Annotated in this window: 18 protein-coding genes; 4 read left to right on the top strand and 14 right to left on the bottom strand. The window is 66.4% G+C overall.

The genetic code is table 11. The features are described 5' to 3' along the window. Positions 1–53: 53 nt before the first annotated feature. The gene (eccCa, locus tag FND50_RS13340) at positions 54–4,055 is read right to left on the bottom strand and encodes a type VII secretion protein EccCa (protein ID WP_144286072.1); all 4,002 of its coding nucleotides are present in this window, start codon (positions 4,053–4,055) and stop codon (positions 54–56) included. Between the two features lie 284 nt (positions 4,056–4,339). Between eccCa and eccD the strand changes: the two genes are divergently transcribed. After that, the gene (eccD, locus tag FND50_RS13335) at positions 4,340–5,812 is read left to right on the top strand and encodes a type VII secretion integral membrane protein EccD (RefSeq protein ID WP_144286071.1); all 1,473 of its coding nucleotides are present in this window, start codon (positions 4,340–4,342) and stop codon (positions 5,810–5,812) included. Next, on the top strand, positions 5,809–7,200 hold the full coding sequence (gene mycP / locus FND50_RS13330; protein WP_144286070.1) for a type VII secretion-associated serine protease mycosin: 1,392 nt from the start codon (positions 5,809–5,811) through the stop codon (positions 7,198–7,200). Before eccD ends, mycP begins: the two co-directional genes overlap by 4 nt. A 10-nt stretch (positions 7,201–7,210) precedes the next feature. Here the strand turns inward: mycP and eccB are convergent, their stop codons facing one another. Next, a complete protein-coding gene (eccB, locus tag FND50_RS13325; protein ID WP_144286069.1) occupies positions 7,211–8,689 on the bottom strand; it encodes a type VII secretion protein EccB in 1,479 nt (492 codons plus the stop codon). A gap of 112 nt (positions 8,690–8,801) precedes the next feature. Between eccB and eccE the strand changes: the two genes are divergently transcribed. Next, entirely contained in the window at positions 8,802–10,451 is a 1,650-nt protein-coding gene (eccE, locus tag FND50_RS13320) for a type VII secretion protein EccE (RefSeq protein WP_144286068.1), read from the top strand. Here eccE and FND50_RS13315 read toward each other — a convergent pair. The 9 genes from FND50_RS13315 to infA all read right to left on the bottom strand — a co-directional run bounded on the left by FND50_RS13315 (position 10,448) and on the right by infA (position 15,829). After that, a complete protein-coding gene (locus tag FND50_RS13315; protein ID WP_144286067.1) occupies positions 10,448–11,014 on the bottom strand; it encodes an NADPH-dependent FMN reductase in 567 nt (188 codons plus the stop codon). The two genes, eccE and FND50_RS13315, sit on opposite strands and share 4 nt — an antisense overlap. An 82-nt stretch (positions 11,015–11,096) precedes the next feature. After that, the gene (truA, locus tag FND50_RS13310) at positions 11,097–11,990 is read right to left on the bottom strand and encodes a tRNA pseudouridine(38-40) synthase TruA (RefSeq protein WP_186301281.1); all 894 of its coding nucleotides are present in this window, start codon (positions 11,988–11,990) and stop codon (positions 11,097–11,099) included. Positions 11,991–11,995: 5 nt separating this feature from the next. Beyond that, the gene (gene rplQ / locus FND50_RS13305; RefSeq protein ID WP_144286065.1) at positions 11,996–12,565 is read right to left on the bottom strand and encodes a 50S ribosomal protein L17; all 570 of its coding nucleotides are present in this window, start codon (positions 12,563–12,565) and stop codon (positions 11,996–11,998) included. Between the two features lie 27 nt (positions 12,566–12,592). Continuing rightward, positions 12,593–13,654: a DNA-directed RNA polymerase subunit alpha gene (locus FND50_RS13300; protein WP_005239684.1), complete on the bottom strand. Its 1,062-nt coding sequence runs from the start codon at positions 13,652–13,654 to the stop codon at positions 12,593–12,595. Positions 13,655–13,770: 116 nt separating this feature from the next. Continuing rightward, a complete protein-coding gene (rpsD, locus tag FND50_RS13295; protein WP_005253863.1) occupies positions 13,771–14,376 on the bottom strand; it encodes a 30S ribosomal protein S4 in 606 nt (201 codons plus the stop codon). Between the two features lie 22 nt (positions 14,377–14,398). Then, positions 14,399–14,812, bottom strand: a complete 414-nt coding sequence (gene rpsK, locus FND50_RS13290; protein ID WP_144286064.1) for a 30S ribosomal protein S11 — start codon at positions 14,810–14,812, stop codon at positions 14,399–14,401. Continuing rightward, positions 14,812–15,186, bottom strand: a complete 375-nt coding sequence (rpsM, locus tag FND50_RS13285; RefSeq protein ID WP_005239677.1) for a 30S ribosomal protein S13 — start codon at positions 15,184–15,186, stop codon at positions 14,812–14,814. The genes rpsK and rpsM overlap by 1 nt, the downstream gene beginning before the upstream one ends. Positions 15,187–15,407: 221 nt before the next feature. After that, entirely contained in the window at positions 15,408–15,521 is a 114-nt protein-coding gene (gene rpmJ, locus FND50_RS13280; protein WP_003938068.1) for a 50S ribosomal protein L36, read from the bottom strand. 86 nt (positions 15,522–15,607) lie between these two features. After that, entirely contained in the window at positions 15,608–15,829 is a 222-nt protein-coding gene (infA, locus tag FND50_RS13275) for a translation initiation factor IF-1 (RefSeq protein WP_003418601.1), read from the bottom strand. Between the two features lie 265 nt (positions 15,830–16,094). Between infA and dtd the strand changes: the two genes are divergently transcribed. Beyond that, positions 16,095–16,532, top strand: coding sequence for a D-aminoacyl-tRNA deacylase (gene dtd / locus FND50_RS13270; protein WP_144286063.1), 438 nt, complete (start codon positions 16,095–16,097; stop codon positions 16,530–16,532). 21 nt (positions 16,533–16,553) lie between these two features. Here the strand turns inward: dtd and map are convergent, their stop codons facing one another. From map to secY, 3 genes are read right to left on the bottom strand one after another with little or no spacing between them, the layout of a single operon-like run. Continuing rightward, positions 16,554–17,351 (bottom strand): type I methionyl aminopeptidase, encoded by a 798-nt coding sequence (map, locus tag FND50_RS13265; protein ID WP_144286062.1) that lies wholly within the window; start codon positions 17,349–17,351, stop codon positions 16,554–16,556. Continuing rightward, positions 17,351–17,896: an adenylate kinase gene (locus tag FND50_RS13260; RefSeq protein ID WP_005253860.1), complete on the bottom strand. Its 546-nt coding sequence runs from the start codon at positions 17,894–17,896 to the stop codon at positions 17,351–17,353. Before FND50_RS13260 ends, map begins: the two co-directional genes overlap by 1 nt. Then, positions 17,893–19,206 (bottom strand): preprotein translocase subunit SecY, encoded by a 1,314-nt coding sequence (gene secY / locus FND50_RS13255; RefSeq protein WP_005239668.1) that lies wholly within the window; start codon positions 19,204–19,206, stop codon positions 17,893–17,895. Before secY ends, FND50_RS13260 begins: the two co-directional genes overlap by 4 nt. Positions 19,207–19,256: the final 50 nt, after the last annotated feature.

The raw sequence follows: 19,256 nt of genomic DNA, 5'->3' as shown, positions 1-19,256 counted from the left end.
CTGAGCGCAGGACCACATGCCGGATTCAGTGAGATGAATCGCGACCGACGACATCACAGCGGCGGCATCCACGCGAGCTGGATCAGGCCGGCACCTGCACGGTTGACCAGCGTTCCGCGCCCGGGAGGCATCGCACTCGGACGAACGGTGCCGATGAGATTGCCCTCCTCCCTGTTGCCACTCATCACGAGGCCCGTCGACTGCAGATCGCGCAAGCGTGCGATGACCGGTTCGTACATTGCCCGTGCCGCACCGCCGGAGCGGCGCGCGATGATCAGGTGGAATCCGATGTCGCGGGCGTGCGGCAGGAATTCGACGATCGCGGCGACCGGGTTGCCGCTCGAGGTCACGACTAGGTCGTAGTCGTCGATGACGACGAAGACCTCGGGTCCCGACCACCAGGACCGGTCGCGCTGCTGCTGGCGATTGAAGCCGGGGCCTGGCATGCGTCCCTTCAGCAGGATCGCGAGGTCCCTCATGTTCGTCGTCAACACGTCCTCGGACGGCGCGTACGAAGCCAGGTGCTCCGTCTCGACGACGCCGAGCATCGTGCGCCGATAGTCGCCGAGAATGATCTTCGCCTGTTTGCTCGTGTTCGATGCCATGATGCCCTCGCAGATGTTCCGCAGGAGGGTCGTCTTTCCGCATTCGGTGTCGCCGAACACCAGGAAGTGGGGCTGCTCGGCGAAGTTCAGGAACGCCGGAGCCAACTCCGCCTCGTCGAGACCGATCGGAATCTGCAGACAGGCCTGCGCCGGGTCGAGGTAGGACGGCCACCCCCCGGCCGCATGGAGCACGTCGTCGCGGGCGATCTGTGCAGGCAGCATTCGCACTGCCGGCGCGGGCCGGCCGTGTGTCGCGGCGGCGATGGACGACACCGCGTGCGCCACACCGGATGCCAGGTCGGTCGGATCCGAGCTCCCGTCGATCCTCGGCAACCCGACGAGCAGATGCAGGCTGTCGCGGGTCATGCCGCGTCCGGGTCGGCCTTCGGGAACGAGTGCCGCGGTCTTCCGACCGAGGTCGGAATCCGAGGGATCACCGAGGCGCAGCTCGATCCGAGTGCCGAGCTGATCTTTGAGCGCCGGCCGGACCTCGCCCCACCGTGAGGCGGTGAGCACGACGTGCACACCGTACGACAACCCCTGGGACGCAAGGTTGGTGATTTGCTGTTCGAGAGCCTCGAAGTCCTGACGAACGCTGCCGAAACCGTCGATCACCAGGAAGACGTCCCCGAACGGATCCTGCGCGACCCCGGCCGCCGCGCCGCCGCTGCCGGGATCGGTGGCGCGCAGTCGCCGGAACTCGGCCATCGACTCGACCCCGAGTTCGCGGAAACGCTCCTCGCGCTGACGCACGATGGTGTTCATCTCCGCGATGGTGCGACGCACCCGATCGACGTCGAGGCGGTTGGCGACCGAGCCGACGTGCGGCAGTCCCGACAGTCCGGCGAGCGTGCCACCACCGAAGTCGAGGCAGTAGAACTGCACCTGCTCCGCGGAATGGGTGGCAGCCAACGACGTGATGAGCGTGCGGATCGCAGTCGACTTGCCCGACTGCGGCCCGCCCACCACCGCCATGTTGCCGGTGGACCCGGACAGATCCACGACCAGGGCGTCGCGCCTCTGGTCGTACGGCCTGTCGATGATCCCGATCGGTGTACGCAGCGAGCTCAGCGCGGGAACCGGTTCGGTGAGAACCGACCTCGGCAGCATCTGGTCGAGGCTCGGCGCGGCGTCGAGCGGCCGGAGCCACACCTCATGGGCTCGCGGCCCGCGACCCGTGATCCGTTCGACCACGACGTCCATGGTGGTGCGGATCTCCGTCGGCTCCTCGGCCAGGTGGAGCGACTGTGGTTCGTCGTGGATCTCGACGACGTCGAGCGCGACCGGTGCAGCCGTGAAGATCTTGGCCCGCAGCTCGACAGCCGCCTCTCCCGGCCGTCGGACACTGTCTTCCCGCCTGCCCTCGTAGGTACCGGACACGTACGAGGCCTGGAAGCGGACGATCTCCGCCGAATCGCATTTGAGGTATCCGGCACCCGGGGTCGCGGGCAGGTGGTAGGCATCCGGAACGCCGAGCACCGTGCGCGATTCGTTGGCCGAGAAGGTCTTGAGACCGATGCGGTACGACAGGTGGCTGTCGAGTCCCCGCAGTTTGCCCTCCTCGAGCCTCTGACTCGCCAACAGTAGGTGGATGTGCAGCGACCGGCCGAGCCTGCCGATCGCGACGAAGAGGTCCGCGAACTCGGGCTGCTGACTGAGCAGTTCGGAGAATTCGTCGACGACGATGAACAATGCGGGCAGCGGGTCGAGGTCGGCGCCCGCCTGGCGGGCCTTCTCGTATTCGGTGACGTTCGCGAAGTTCCCGGAGGAGCGCAGGAGTTCCTGACGCCGGTTCATCTCACCGGCGAGTGCGTCCCGCATCCGGTCGACCATTGCGAGTTCCTCGGCCAGGTTGGTGATCACCGCGGCGACGTGCGGAGCCTCCTCGAGGCCGAGGAACGTGGCGCCGCCCTTGAAATCGACGAGGACGAGGTTGAGCGCGTCGGGCGAATGCGTCGCGATCAGGCCGAGCACCAACGTCCGCAGGAACTCCGACTTGCCCGAACCGGTCGCCCCGATGCACAGACCGTGTGGCCCCATGCCGTTCTCGGCCGACTCCTTGAGGTCGATCTCGACCGGGTGGCCGTCCACTCCGACACCGATCGGGACCCGCAGCCGGTCGCGGCCCTGGCGGGGCAGCCACGCGTGATCCGGGTTGAGACGGCCGACGTCGCCGATCCCCAGCATCTGGCTCCACGTCTGCACCGGCTGATCGTCGTCGCCCGCGTCCACTGCCGTCTGCGACGCCGTCCGGTACGGCGCGAGTCGCCGGGCCAGCGTTTCGGCCTGATGAGCGCTGACGAGGTCTGCTGTCGCGAACATCTCCACGCCGGCTCCGCTGCGGGCGCCGAGGGATCCGTCCTGCGCCACCAGCTGGAGTCCTCGTGTGGCCGTCAGTCGCGGGCAGAAGCCACTGATGTCGAGAACGGAGACCGAGTCGACCCCGCCGTCGGTGATCATCCCCGATTCGCCCTCGAGAATCCCACCGTCGACGACGATGACGAACTGCGGGACACCGGGGGCGGCGGGAGCATTGCGCGAGAATCGGTTTCGCATCGACAGCTGGGGGCCGAGCGAAGATTCGAGTTCGAGGATCGACCCGTAGATCATGCGGGACGAACCGACACCGTCCGACGAATCCGGATGCTGCGCGTGCGGCAGCCACTTGGCCCAGTCCCACTCGTGCTCGGTGTCGGGGCCGCACACGACGGCGACGAGGAGGTTGTCCGGGCCGTGGAATGCGCACAACTGCATGAGCATCGACCGCACCAGGGACCGTGCCGTACCGCGTTCCCCATCCACAGAGATGGCCGCGAAGCCGCGCAGCGACACTGCAGTGGGCAGATCCTGAACGACGGAGTGCGCGCGGACGAAGCGACGAAGCGACACCGCGGCAACCGGTTCCAGATCCTCCACCGGTCCGGTCTCCGGTGCGATCAGGCGGGTTGCGAGGCGCTGGCTTCCACGGCCGACGCGCACGTGGCAGTAGTCGGGGTCGGTGATGCGGCGCTCCCACATGCGCGCTGTGCCTGCGATGGTCCACAGCAGGCCGGGCTCGGGGTGGCTCCAGTCGAGCGCCTTTCGCTGCTGCTCGGCGGTCTCGTCGACGTCGCGGCGCAACTGATCGAGGTAGCGCAGGTAGTCCTTGCGGTCTTCGTTGGCCTCCGCCGCTTTCGGGCCGCCGCGGCCGCCACCGGCCAGCATGCCGAGCATCGACACCATCATCATGGCGGGAAAGAGCATCGACATCGGATTGCGGGCCATGCCCGACGAGAACATCAGGGCCATCATCCCGACCATGGCGACGACCATGACCACGGGAAGGAGCTTGGTCAGAAGGTTTCCCGGTACCAGGCGTGGAATCTCGGGCGGAGCCTGCAGACTCACTTCGCCGCCCGGGATACGAGGTACTTCCCGTCGCGCCTTGCGCACGAACCGAATAGTGCTCACTACTCGCCCCCCATGACTACAACCGCCCCGAAAAAACCGTGCAGCCGATCCGATCCCGGAACTCCGGGTCGCCCCCCTGGGCTCGATCCGCGAAGTCAGACATTAACCCATGAATGGCGATCGGGCATATAGAAGGTCCGCGCCCCTGCCGGACACTGGAGGCGGCGCCCGCGGTGTCGTAAGGTCACCGGTGATCAAATCGGATGACGATCTGTGACCGGTCGTCGATCGGTGTCGTAACGGCGCAGATGGGGTTGTGCGTCGCAGAGTTGGGGGAAATCGCAGTGTCCATCACCCATGACGAATCGCGGGGATCCGCCTCGTCCACCCGTCCCGGTGCCGCAGCAGATCTCTGCCGGATCACCGTCCTGTCGACGCATTCGCAGGTCGACATGGCCGTGCCGTTCGGTGTGCCGCTGGCCATCCTCGTTCCGGGCATCGTCGACACCATCCGCACCCATCGCAGTACCAACGACTTCGACGACTCGCTCGAACAGTACGAACCCAGCGAGTGGGTTCTCGCGAAGATCGGGCACTCGCCGCTCTCGACCACGTTGACGTTGCACGAACACGGAATCCGCGACGGTGACCTCCTCGTACTGCAGAGCGTGCACGCCAGCGCGCCGCCGCCGCTGTTCGACGACATCATGTACAACGTGGCGATCGCCGACGCCGAGGGCGACCGTGAGTGGACCCGGGGTTCCGCACGGGTCGTGGGTTCCGTCGCCGCGGTGCTCGGCACCGTCGTCGGATCGTTCGCGCTGCTGTGGTCCGGAGCGGGGACCGAAGGATTCCTGGGGGCGGGGTGTGCACTCGCGGCGGCCCTACTGTTCCTGATCGCCGGCGCGGTCACCGGTCGAATCTACGGCGACGCGGCAAGTTCCGTCGTCCTCAGCGGATGCGCCGTTCCCCTCTCGTTCGCCGCGGGGATGCTGTTCGTGCCCGGCGGTCTCGGCGCTCCGCACCTGCTCCTCGGACTCGTGCTGGCGGAAACCACCGCCGTTCTTGCGCTGCGGCTGGGCGGTGTCGGACTGCGATTGTTCACGGCCCTGTCGGTGACGTCCCTGTTCGGTTCGCTCGCCGCCCTCGTGGCGACCCTGTTCGGCAATCCGGTTTCCGCTGTCGGCGCAGGTGTCGTGGCGGCGGCGCTGATCGGACTCGCCTTCTCGGCACGGGTATCGATCCTGCTGGCGAAGCTTCCACTGCCTCCCGTCCCGGCGCCGGGCACCTCGGTCGATCCGTCCGAGGACGACCCGGACGACGAGGTGACGATGCCGTCGTTCGACTCTCTGGTACAGCGTGCGGCACGCGCCCGCAGGTACCTCACCGGTCTGGTCGGCGCGATGACGGCACTCGCCGTTTCCGGCGCCCTCATCGCGGCTAAATCCGGTGTGTCGGACGGAATCTTCTGGCCCGGGCTCTCTCTCGCCGTCGCCACCGCCGCCGTCCTGATGTTCCGGGGACGCACGTACAGCAGCGCCGAGCAGGCGGTACCGCTTATCGCGGGCGGGGTGACGATACTGGTTCTGCTGCTCACCACCGCGGCCGTTGCCGTGCCCGACTTCGCCATCGCCTCGTTCGCCGTCGCGATCCTGTTCGCCGTCGGTGGGCTGGTACTGGGAATCCTCGCCCCCCGCCAGACGTTCTCACCCGTGATGCGACGGGTAGCCGAGCTCATCGATCTGGCGGTGATCGCATCGATCGTTCCGCTGGTGTGCTGGGTGACCGGTCTCTACTCGCTGATGCGTGGACTGTGAGGCGCCGGCTCATCCGCGTAGTCCTCGCCACCGCGGTCGTGGCAGTCACCGCCGCCGTGGGTCAGGGCGGCGCCTCCGCTGTCGTGCCCGCTCCCGTGGACGCCGGGCTCATTCCACCGAAGGACAGCACGAAGGTCGAGAAACGCCAGCCGTGCAAAGACGCTGTGCGCGTGCCGGACGGTCCCGACGTCCCCGTCGCCCAGCGCGATCTCGACTTTCAATCGGTCTGGCCGATCACCCGGGGCGCCGGTCAGATCGTCGCGGTGATCGACACCGGCGTCTCCCCGCATCCGCGACTTCGCGGCCTCATGGACGGCGGCGACCTCGTGGGGACGGAGACCGGCACGGTCGACTGCGACGCGCACGGCACGCTCGTCGCCGGGCTGATCGGCGCCGCTCAGGTTCCCGGTTCCGGCTTCTCCGGTGGTGCACCGGATTCCCGGATCCTGTCCATCCGGCAGACGAGTAGCGCGTACAACGCCGCGGGCCAGGCCGATCAGGTCGACAACGCGGGCAACTCGGTCGGCGGATACGGGAACGTTGCGACAATGGCGACGGCGATCCGGCGTGCAGCCGACTCGGGCGCCACGGTCATCAACATCTCCGAGGTCGCGTGCAAGACCGCCGCCGAGGGAATCGGCGATGGCGACCGGTACCTGGGGTCGGCCGTGAAATACGCCGTCACGGTGCACAACGCCGTGGTGGTCGCGGCGGCAGGGAACTTCGGTTCCGGAGAATGCAAGCTTCAGAATCCGGCACACGATCCCCTCCGTCCCGGCGCCGATCTGTGGGACTCCGTCAGCACCATCGCCAGTCCCGCCTGGTACGACGACTACGTGCTGACCGTCGGCTCCGTCGAGGCGAACGGATCACCGAGCGAGTTCAGCCTGGCCGGCCCGTGGGTCGACGTGGCAGCTCCGGGATCCGGTCTGACATCACTGCATCCGAGCACGGGCGACCTGACGAATACGACGTACGGCGTGCAAGGCAACGCGGAACCGGTGAAGGGCACGAGTTTCGCCGCGCCGTACGTCTCGGCGACCGTCGCGCTGGTCCGCTCACGGTTCCCGCAACTGTCCGCACAACAGGTCATGGCCCGGATCGAGGCCACGGCGCATGCGCCGGCGGAGGGGTGGAATACGTCTGTCGGGCACGGGATCATCGATCCGCTGGCCGCAGTCACCGCCGACGTTCCCCTCGAGGGTGCGACCGTCGATCAGTCGACTTCCGTCGCGGTCGAGGCGCTCCCGGCCGCTGCTCCCCCGGATCATCGACCGCGCAACGTCGCTGTCGCGGCAACAGCGACGCTGGGCGCGCTGCTCGTGCTCGGCGTCCTGGCGTCGTTCCCACTCCGCCGCCGGTTCCAGTCGGCGACCGATCGGCGCTGACCGAACCCGCTCAGTTGGACCCTGCCGCGACAGCGGCCGGGGCGGCGTCCGGTGCCACCCCGTCGTGCGCGACGAGTGCCGACGACTTCCCGAGCGCCGGGCCCTGCGCCAGGAGGCCGAGAATTTGCCAGGGCGCAAGGCGACGGGCGCCCTCCAGTCCCAACGCCTTGGCGGAGTCGCCATCCGGGATACCGAACCGGACTCCCGTGTCCGCGACGAAGAAGATGCTGTCGCGTCGCGTGCTCGTAGGCTCGATTCCGGTCGACTGCACGAAACCGCTCGTACCCGGCTGCACGTACACCGAATCCGCGTTGTCGCCCGCGTCGTCCGCCTGGGCCAACTCGACCGCGCGAGCATCGCCGGGAATCGGAAGGGTGCGACCCGCTACCAAGGACAGCTCGGCCGCCGGACCGCTCGCGCTCGTGTCGTCCGCTGCACGGAGTGGTTGCCAGGACAGGCAGCTGACGGGACTTTCGGCGGCGTCGACGATTTTCGGTGCCGACTCCGGGAAGCTGTTCACCGCAATCTGTTCCACGGAAGGGATTCGCTTGGTGGCGTCGGGCATGATGCTCGACATCTCGGTGTCGCCGTGCGAGTCCGACAGGAAAATCAGGTTCGCGACGGCCGAGCTGATCTTCTGGATTCCGTCGCGGAGTACCACGTAGTGCGTGGTCTCGGAGCCGATCAGTACTTGAAAGACCGATCCCACGACCTTGTTCTGCAACGGATAGCGTGGGCTGCTCCCGGACCCCGGGATGACGGGCGCGGCGAGCGGCGGTACTTCGGGGATGGCGTTGACGAAACCCTTGCTCACCGGGCGTGGTCGAGCGCCTTCGAGGTCCAGCGCGCGGGTGACCGCCGGATCGTCCAGATCGATCTTGGCACGCTTCCCGCCATAGATCAGGTACGACGCGTCGGGGGTCGACGCGAGCAACGCCTGATCTCCCGTAAGAGTCCCGCCACCCTCGGAGTCCTCCGCCTCGCCGACGATGACCGATGTTGTGACGGAGCGATTTCCGTCGGCTGCGATCGAATCGCACACCGTCCACGGTGTCTTCGCCGAGGGGTCCCCGGCCGGCAGCGCGGACGGCGCGCCGGGGATCCCGACGAGGGCACCGCGGGGTCGGGTGTCGAGTTCGGATTCCTTGACGATCACCGGATTCTCGGACTTTCCGACTATGAGCCGCGCGGACGCGAGATTCAGGACGGGACGAAGTGTGTCGCCCATGACCACGAACATCGCGCCCGAATCCTTGCCGACGACGATCGACGCGTCGCCGATCTTGTCCTGCGGACGGAACAGCGCCAGCGCGGCGCAGCCGGCGAGTCCGAGCGACGCGATCACGATCCCCACCGCGAGTGCGCGCGACTGCGACCGCATGGGGTCGTGCAACATTCGGACGTCGCGACGCACCAGGGCGTGCTCCATCCGTCTGACCAGAAATCGATACCCGTTGACCTGCCACCGGGTGGTGGGTGTTACAGCCATTGTTCCTCCCCCGTGCTGCACAGCGCTCGGGGTGACACAGTACAGTTCCCTCGACAATCTTCACGGCGGACGGGTACGGGTCTGCTGGGTTCAGGTATTCGGGGGAGGAACCATGGACCGTTCGCGCGTCACCCGTCGGCCGTCGTCTCTTAGGTTTTCGGCGACCGAGATGATCGTTGCGCAACTACTGGGGGTGACCGGCGGCGTCGTGGCCTCGCTGTGCGGGTTGGTGTGGTGGGGCGCCGTCGTCGTCGCGTTCGTCCTCGTTCTCGCCGCGCTCGTCCGCGTGGGCCGCTGGTCGAGCCTGGACTGGGCCCGGACGTGCTGGCGATATTGCACCAAACCCGTTCGGACGCAGTCCCGCACCGTCAGCTTCCAGGCACCGACAGGTCAGTCCATCGGGATCCGGTGGGACGGTGGCAGCGTGGTCGCCGTCGTCGAAGTACTTCCTCCCGCGGGGAGCCTCACGCAGATCACCCGAGACGGCTTCCAGACGACGCACGAACTCCCGACCGACGCGCTCGCCGCGTGTCTCGTCCAGCACGACATCTCGCTGAGCGGAATCGACATCGTCAGCCACGGTTATCGCGCCGCGGCCGGCTCCCCCGCAACCGAGGTGTACGACAGGCTGGTCGGCCCGCTGCCCGCGACGGCGACCCGGATGGTCTGGCTCGCGCTGCGATTCGACGCCACGGAGAGCGTCGCTGCCGTGGCGCGGCGTGGCGGCGGCGAGGAAGGTGCGTCGCGCGCGATCACGATCGCGGCAAGTCGCGTCGTGCGTGCACTGGCCGATTCAGGGTGCCGCGCGCGCATTCTCACGGCCCCGGAGATCGAATCCGCCGCGCTGCAGATCAGTCGGGGCGTCGATCCGAAGACCTTCACGGAGACGTGGAAGCATGCACCTCTGCCCGGAGTGTGCAACACCGGCTACGGCGTCGACCCGCGCTACCTGACGCGAGATCTGCTCGCGAAGCTCTGGACTCCGTCGAGCCTCGGCACGACCGTGACGATCCGGCTGCGCCCCAGCGGACACGACGGGCAGGTGAAGGTCGGTGCGGCCTGCCGGGTAACCACCCGCACGATGCCCGAACCGCTCACGATCCCCGGGCTCGTCTCGATGCAGGGCAGGCACCGGGACGGGCTGCTGTCCAATCTTCCCGTCGCGGTGTCGGACCTCGACGACGTGATGCCGTTGACCGACATGTCCGTCGAGGACCTGCGTGCGCTGCAGTTACCCCCGGCGGGGTGCGGCCAGCTCATCGGCTCCGACGACTACGGTCACGGAATCACCGCTCGCATCGCAGGTCCCGGCGTCGGCATGGTCTACGTGGCGGGCGAGCTGTATCTCGCCCAGCAACTGGTGTTCCGCGCCGTCGCCACCGGCGCCCGCGTGCTCATTCACACCGATCGGCCGGACGCGTGGTCGTCATTGATCGACTCCATCGCCACGCCCGACCGGTTGCGCATCGCCGGCCACAATCCGCAGTCCGACAACAGGTTCAACACCGTCGTGTTCGACGGCGTCAACGCGCTGCCGCCCCGCGCCGGGGTCACCGCGATCTACCTCTACGGCGAACCGAGCCAGTGGCCCGGTGCCGAACCGGACCTGTCGATCGTCCAACCGAATGCGCTGGGCGACCGCATTCTTCTGTCGACCGGAGGGACGAGCATCGAACTGATGCTGGTCACGATCTCGTCCGAGACGGCGTTCATCGGTCGGCCTCGCGCGGTGGACGAGTACGTGCCGGTGCACCAGTTCTAGCCGGGGTACGGCGCGGTCCCGCGCTGAACACGGACCGCGTCGGCCCACCATACGAGCTGCGCCAGCATGCGGTCAGCCGAGTCGACGGCGGCGCCGTCGGTCGTCTGCCCCTGGTCGTCGAATCGCTTGCGCACCCGGTGGAAACTTACGCTCTGCCGCACCGACACCATGTGCAATTCGGCCACCACCTGGCGCAGCTGTTCGGTTGCCCGGAGCCCGCCTGCCAACCCGCCGTACGACACGAAACCGATGGGCTTCGAGCGCCATTCGTGTTTGACGCTGTCGAACGCGGTCTTCAGCGCCGCAGGGTAGCCGTGGTTGTACTCGGAGGTGACGGCCACGAACCCGTCGGCTCTGCCCACTCGTTCCCGGAATTCGTCCGTCACCGGGGATGCGCCGAGATCCTGCGGCAACGGCGTGTCGGCGAGATCGATGATGCCCACGTCCAGTCCTGGGTAGGCGCGTGCACGTTCGGCGAACCAGCCGGCGACGACGGGAGCGATCCGACCCACTCTGACGGATCCGATGATGATCTCGATCCGGACGGGTGCGACTGCGGTCATGAACAGGCTCCTTCTCTTCCGGAGCCATCGTAGGTGCTGGCGCCGCCGCAACCGCGGCGGCGATGATCGCCGCAGGTTCGGGTCAGTCGCCGCAGCAGCCGCCCGGCACGGTCCTGACGTCCCGGGTGATCTCGTTGCGTGCCGCCAGATCCGCGTCGTCCGGGTAGTCGACGCGCACCAGGGACAGTCCGTGCGCCGGGGCCACCAGGATCGAACTCGACCGCGACTTCTCGCGGAGGAGTCCTGCGATCCAGTCGAGGTCGCGACGTCCCTCCCCCACTGCGAGAACCGCACCGACGAGACTGCGCACCATCGACCAGCAGAAGGCGTCGGCGCTGACGAAGGCCGTGAACACGTCGCCGTCGCGCTCCCAGTCGAAACGTTGGAGATCGCGGACAGTCGTGGCGCCTTCCCGGCGTTTGCAGAACGCCGCGAAGTCGTGCAACCCCAGCAGCGTCGCGGACGCCGCGCGCATGAGTTCGAGATCCAGGACCTTCGGATACGACACGGTGTCCCGGGCTCGGAGCGGATCGGCGCCGTAGGCTGCCGACGTCAGGCGGTACTCGTAGTGCCTGCGCATCGCGGAGAACCGCGCATCGAAGTGTTCGGGTGCGAAGGCGATCTGTTTGATCCGCACGTCCTTCGGCAGGAACCGCGCGAGCCGGCGGACGAGCCGGGACGGGTCGTCCGGCACGGTGTCGAGCGGAACGTCGACGTGCGCCACCTGTCCGGTGGCGTGGACCCCGGCGTCGGTGCGCCCCGCCACCGTGAGCTGCAACGGTGTGCGCAGGACGGCGCCGAGCTTCTCCTCGATCTCCCCGCACACCGTGCGCAGCCCGTTCTGGCGGGCCCACCCAGAGAAATCCGTTCCGTCGTACGCGATGTCCAGGCGCAAGCGACGGGTCCCATACGAAACGGGCCCGCCGTCCCTCGGGGGGACGACGGGCTCGTTCGATTCAGCGTGTGCCGAAACCAAGTGGACTAGTCCTTCTTGGCCTCTTCGGCCTCGGGGGCGTCGGCCGCGGTGGCGGTCTCGTCCTCGATGGCCTCGACGACGTCGTCAGCGTTCTCGACCTCGGCGTCGGTTGCCTCGGCCTCGACGGCCTCGACGACGTTCTCCTCGGCGGGAGCAGCAGCCGGCGCATCCTTCGATGCCTTCACGCGACGAGCGCGGTCGGCCTCGGAGGTGACGGTCTTCTCCTTGACGAGCTCGATGATTGCCATCGGCGCGTTGTCGCCCTTGCGGGGGACCGTCTTGATGATGCGGGTGTAGCCGCCGTCACGATCGGCGTAGAACGGGCCGATCTCCGCGAACAGGGTGTGCACGACATCCTTGTTGCGGATGACCTTCAGAACCTCACGACGGTGAGCCAGGGTTCCGGCCTTGGCGTGCGTGACGAGCTTCTCGGCGTACGGGCGCAGGGCCTTGGCCTTGGACTCCGTGGTGGTGATGCGGCCGTGCTCGAAGAGCGCGGTAGCCAGATTGGCGAAGATCGCCTTCTGGTGCGAAGCCGACCCGCCGAAGCGGGCACCCTTCTTGGGCTTGGGCATGATGATCTCCTAGTAAAGGACCGTGAGCTATAGCTGTTCGGTCTCGGCGTAGTCCTCGGTGCCCTCGGCATCACCGAAGGAACCGGCGTCCGTGTCGCTCCACGTTCCGGTGGCGGCGTCGTAGCCGGCAACGGTGGTGGGATCGAAGGACGCGGGGCTGTCCTTGAGGGCCAGGCCGAGCGAATGCAGCTTGACCTTCACCTCGTCGATGGACTTCTGTCCGAAGTTGCGGATGTCGAGCAGATCGGACTCGGTACGGCCGACAAGCTCACCGACGGTGTGAACACCTTCGCGCTTGAGGCAGTTGTAGGAGCGGACCGTCAGGTCCAGGTCCTCGATGGGCAGTCCGAACGAAGCGATGTGATCGGCCTCGGCGGGCGAGGGTCCGATCTCGATGCCTTCTGCTTCGACGTTCAGCTCACGGGCCAGGCCGAAGAGCTCAACCAGGGTCTTGCCCGCCGAAGCGAGCGCGTCCCGAGCGGTGATGGAGTTCTTGGTTTCCACATCGAGTACGAGCCGATCGAAGTCGGTGCGCTGCTCGACGCGGGTGGCCTCCACCTTGTAGGTGACCTTGAGCACCGGCGAGTAGATCGAGTCGACCGGGATACGGCCGATCTCGGCGCCGGACGCCTTGTTCTGGACGGCGGGGACGTAGCCGCGACCGCGCTCGACGACGAGCTCGATCTCCAGCTTTCCCTTGTCGTTCAGGGTGGCGATGTGCAGATCCGGGTTGTTCACGGTGACGCCGGCCGGGGGCACGATGTCGCCTGCAGTCACGGCGCCGGGGCCCTGCTTGCGGACGTACATGGTGACCGGCTCGTCCTCTTCGGAGCTCACGACGAGGCCCTTGAGGTTCAGGATGATGTCGGTGACATCTTCCTTCACACCGGGAACTGTGGTGAACTCGTGCAGAACGCCGTCGATGCGGATGCTGGTGACAGCAGCGCCGGGAATCGACGAGAGCAGCGTGCGGCGGAGCGAGTTGCCGAGGGTGTACCCGAAGCCTGGCTCGAGGGGCTCGATGACGAACTTCGAGCGGTTGTCAGCGATGACCTCTTCGGTCAGCGTGGGTCGCTGAGAAATGAGCATTGGATTTCCTCCTGTACGGGCGTCCGCTATTTGACGCCCACGATGGGAAAGGCACTTCGTGCCCGTGCGCCTTTCCGGTAGTCGGAACTACCGGAAAGGCGCACGAGCCGTCAGGCCTACTTCGAGTAGTACTCGACGATGAGCTGTTCCTGCAGAGGAACGTCGATCTGCGCACGCTCGGGAAGCTGGTGAACCAGAACCCGGAGACGTCCACCGACAACCTGCAGCCAACCCGGGATCGGGCGATCGCCCTGGGTCTCGCGCGCAACCTGGAAGGGAAGCGTGGACAGCGACTTCTCCTTGACATCGATGATGTCGTACTGGGAGACGCGGTAGCTGGGGATGTCGACCTTCTTGTTGTTCACAAGGAGGTGGCCGTGGGTGACCAGCTGACGGGCCTGGCGGCGGGTGCGAGCCAGGCCGGCGCGGTACACGACGTTGTCGAGACGCGACTCCAGGATGCGGAGCAGGTTCTCACCGGTCTTACCGGGGCGGTTGTTCGCCTCCTTGTAGTACAGGCGGAACTGCTTCTCCATGACGCCGTAGGTGAAGCGAGCCTTCTGCTTCTCCTGCAGCTGGAGCAGGTACTCGCTCTCCTTGATCCGCGCGCGGCCGTGCTGGCCCGGCGGGTAGGGACGACGCTCGAACGCCTGGTCGCCTCCAACGAGGTCGACGCGCAGACGACGCGACTTGCGGGTGATGGGTCCGGTATAACGTGCCATTTTCTTCTACCTATCCTTCCCGCTAGACCCGACGCCGCTTGGGCGGACGGCAGCCGTTGTGCGGCTGGGGGGTGACATCGGAGATGGTGCCGACCTCGAGGCCTGCGGCCTGAAGCGAGCGGATCGCGGTCTCACGGCCGGAGCCGGGGCCCTTGACGAAGACGTCGACCTTCTTGACACCGTGCTCCTGCGCCTTGCGGGCTGCGTTCTCGGCGGCCAGCTGAGCGGCGAACGGGGTCGACTTACGCGAACCCTTGAAGCCGACGTGTCCCGAGGACGCCCAGGAAATCACGTTTCCGGCGGGGTCCGAGATGGACACGATGGTGTTGTTGAACGTGCTCTTGATGTGAGCGGCGCCGTGCGGGACGTTCTTCTTGTCCCTGCGACGCGCCTTCTGGGTCTTCTTCGGACCGGTGCTACGTGACTTGGGGGGCATTACTTCGCCTTCTTCTTGCCTGCAATGGTGCGCTTCGGACCCTTACGGGTGCGGGCGTTGGTCTTGGTGCGCTGACCACGCACGGGCAGACCACGACGGTGGCGCAGGCCCTGGTAGCAGCCGATCTCGATCTTGCGTCGGATGTCGGCCTGGACCTCGCGGCGAAGGTCACCCTCGACCTTCAGCGACTCCTCGATGTACTCGCGGAGCTTGGCCAGATCCTCGTCCGAGAGATCCTTGCTCCGCAGATCCGGGCTGACGCCGGTGGCGTCCAGGATCTCCTTGGAGCGGGTACGGCCGATGCCGTAGATGTAAGTAAGTGCGATCTCCATCCGCTTTTCACGGGGAAGATCGACACCTGCGAGACGTGCCATGTCGGCATTTCCTATCGGTGTGCGGAGGTCTGCTCCCAGTCCATCCCCTGTGCCTCTTCAAACGTCGGCGGTCTCACGACCGACAATGCTTCAACTAACTCAGTGGGGCCCCGGCCTCCGTGCCGGGGGTGAACCAGTACCTGCTCGAGAGCCGTGAGTACTGGCTGGTGCTGGGAGGTCATCTTTGCTTGTTGCCAAGCAGATCCTCGAAAAGCGGAGATCTAGCCCTGACGCTGCTTGTGGCGCAGGTTCTCGCAGATCACCATGACCCGGCCGTTACGACGGATCACCTTGCACTTTTCGCAGATCTTCTTGACGCTCGGCTGAACCTTCACGTCTTCTGATCTCCTGTTTTGTGGCAGCCCACTACGCAGATCCGCAGCGGACGTACTTCTCCCCGACCTGGTCGGCGGGGAAGCTTTTACTTGTACCGGTAAACGATGCGTCCGCGCGACAAGTCGTAGGGCGAGAGCTCTACGACGACGCGATCTTCCGGGAGGATGCGAATGTAGTGCTGACGCATCTTTCCGCTGATGTGGGCGAGAACCTTGTGGCCGTTCTCGAGCTCAATGCGGAACATCGCATTGGGCAGCGGCTCGACTACTCGTCCCTCGACCTCGATGGCCCCGTCTTTCTTAGCCATATCCTCCGCGATCCATGTGGTTTGGCGTGCTTATTGCATCTGTTTCCGTTACCGTGGCGCCCAATGGGATCTTCACCGGCCGAAACATGAACAATCCGGATCGAATCCGGCACTGGGCACGCAGACAACCGGCACGCATAGCGCACCGTTGATCCATGTTACGGGAAATTGCTCACCAGGCCAAATGCGGTCCCTGACGGACCCGCCCGCCCGGCGAGAATTCGACTTCCGAGACCCACCGGCAACAATGCGAAGGATGGTGTGCGTGCGCGCCCTGGTACAGCGAGTGACGTCCGCGTCGGTCCGCGTCGACGGCGACGATGTCGGGCGGATCACTCCCCCGGCCGGCGGCCACGGGCTGCTCGTCCTGGTCGGCGTCACCCATACGGACGACGAGGCGAAGGCGGCCCTGCTCGCGAAGAAGGTGTGGACCATGCGCATCCTGGAGAACGAACAGTCCGCGTCCGACCTCGACGCCCCAGTACTCGTCGCCAGTCAGTTCACGCTCATGGCGGACACCCGCCGGGGCCGGCGCCCGTCCTGGTCCGCCGCGGCGCCGAGGCCGGTGGCGGAACCACTGGTGGACGAGTTCACCGGCGCTCTGCGCGAGCTGGGAGCGACCGTCGAGACCGGCGTGTTCGGCGAACACATGGAGATCAGCCTCGTCAACGACGGCCCGGTGACTCTGCTGATCGACGTGTAGGCCCTTACCCGCAGGAGGCCGCTACTCCGGACGCAGGGTCAGGATGCGCGGCCCGTCCTCGGTGACGGCGACCGTGTGCTCCCAGTGCGCTGCACGGGTTCCGTCGGAGGTGACAACCGTCCAATCATCCTCGAGGACAACGGTATCGGTGGTGCCGAGGGTCAGCATCGGTTCGATCGCCAGAACCGAACCGACCACCAGTTGCGGCCCCTTGCCCGGAGCTCCTTCATTGGCAAGGAACGGCTCCATGTGCATTTCCCGGCCGATGCCGTGACCGCCGTAGCCGTCGACGATGCCGTACTTGCGGTCGTGCGCGACCTCGGCGGCGCGGGTGCCGAGTTCGATGGCGTGGGAAATGTCGGTGAGGCGGTTGCCGGGCAGCATCGCCGCGATCCCCGCCTCCATGGACAGCCGGGTGGCCTCGCTGAGCTGCTGGTCCGCTTCGATGATGTCTCCGACACCGAAGGTCCACGCAGAGTCGCCGTGCCAGCCGTCGAGAATGGCGCCGCAGTCGATGGAGACGAGGTCTCCCTCGGCGAGAATGTCTTCCGCCGAGGGAATCCCGTGCACCACACGATCGTTCACGGACGAACAGATCGATCCGCTGAACCCGTGGTAGCCCTTGAACGACGGCACGGCGCCGGCGTCGCGGATGACCGATTCGGCCACCTCGTCGAGTTCGAGCGTGCTCACACCCGGCTTCGCCGCTTCGCGGACCGCCACCAGAGCCGCGCCGACGATGGCACCGGCGGCCGCCATTGCGTCGAGCTCGCCTGCGGTCCGGAACGGAACGACCTTGCGCTTACGCCCGAAGCCCATTACTTACCCAACGCTGCCAGTGCGCGAGCGTTGACCTCGTCGACCTCGCCCAGGGCGTCGACGGTCACCAGCTGGTCCTTGTAGTAGTCCAGCAGCGGCGCGGTCTCCTCGCGGTACACCCGGAGCCGGTTGCGGATGACGTCTTCCTTGTCGTCCGCGCGGCCACGGGCCAGCATCCGCTCGACCACGACGTCCTCGTCGACGATGAAGGACAGCACTGCGTCGAGCTTGGTGTTCAGCTCGGCGAGGATCGCCTCGAGCGCCTGAGCCTGGTCGACGGTCCGGGGGAAGCCGTCGAGGAGGAATCCGTTGGCCGCGTCCGGCTCGGCGACGCGGGCCTTCACCATGTTGTTGGTGATCTCGCTGGGAACCAGGTCTCCGGCGTCCAGGTACTTCTTCGCCTCGAGGCCGAGGGGCGTGGCCTGGCCGATGTTCGCGCGGAACAGGTCGCCCGTGGAGATGTGGGGGACGCCGAGCTTCTCGGACAGAATCGCGGCCTGGGTGCCCTTGCCTGCACCGGGAGGACCAAGGAGGACAAGTCTCACTTGAGGAACCCTTCGTAGTTACGTTGCATCAATTGACTTTCGATCTGCTTGACCGTGTCCAGGGCGACGCTGACGAGGATCAGCACGGCCGCACCACCGAAGATGCTGCTGGAGGTCTGGCTTCCGGACAGGAAGAAGTGGGGCAGCACCGCGATCAGGCCGAGGTAGATCGAGCCGGGAACGGTGATGCGGTTGAGCACGTAATTCAGGTAGTCCGCGGTGGGGCGACCCGGGCGGATACCGGGAATGAAGCCGCCGAACTTCTTCATCTCGTCCGCGCGCTCTTCCGGATTGAACGTGATCGCGACGTAGAAGAACACGAAGAACACGATCAGCGCGAAGTAGATGACGATGTACACCGGGTTGTTCGGATTCACCAGATACTCGTTGATGATCCGCTGCCACCAGCTGGGATCGGCGGACGACGTGGCGCCGGTGAGCTGCGCGATGAGGTTCGGCAAGTACAGCAGCGACGACGCGAAGATGACCGGGATGATGCCGGCCTGGTTGACCTTGAGCGGCAGATACGTCGACGAGCCGCCGTACATCTTGCGGCCGACCATGCGCTTGGCGTACTGGACCGGGATCCGCCGCTGGCCCTGCTCGACGAACACGACGCCGGCGATGATGGCGAGGGCCGCGACGCAGATGATCGCGAAGATCAGTCCCCCGCGGCTGTCCAGGATGGCCTTGCCCTCAGACGGCAGGCGGGACGCGATACCCGAGAAGATCAGCAGGGACATGCCGTTACCGACACCGCGTTCGGTGATGACCTCACCGAACCACATGACGAGCGCTGCGCCCGCGGTCATGACCAGCACGATGATCACGAGGCCGAAGATGCTCTTGTCGGCGATGATCTCTTCCTGGCATCCCTGCAGCAGCTGGCCTCGCGATGCGAGCGCCACGATGCCGGTGGCCTGCAGGATCGCCAGAGCGATCGACAGATAACGCGTGTACTGCGTCATCTTCGCCTGGCCGGACTGGCCTTCCTTCCGGAGTTCCTCGAACTTCGGAATGACGACCGTCAACAGCTGGACGATGATGCTGGCCGTGATGTACGGCATGATGCCGATCGCGAAAATGGACAGCTGGAGTAGCGCGCCGCCGGAGAACAGGTTGATCAGCGAGTAGATCCCCGCGGAGTCACCGCCCGACAGCTGATCGACACAGGCTCGGACGTTCCCGTAGTCGACGCCCGGCGACGGAATCACGGCACCGATGCGATAGAGCGCAACGAGACCGAGCGCGATGAGGATCTTCCGCCTCAGGTCCGGGGTCCTGAGGGCCGAGACGAAGGCGGAAAGCAAAGATCCTCCTGGCACGACGGTGGGGAGACGAGTCGAAAGCAGACTTGTCC

It is taken from the genome of Rhodococcus sp. WB9 (assembly GCF_007558985.1).
Taxonomy (GTDB): Bacteria; Actinomycetota; Actinomycetes; order Mycobacteriales; family Mycobacteriaceae; genus Rhodococcus_F; species Rhodococcus_F opacus.
Note: the sequence above shows the minus strand (reverse complement) of the source record. Positions and strands in the feature narration are given on the sequence as shown.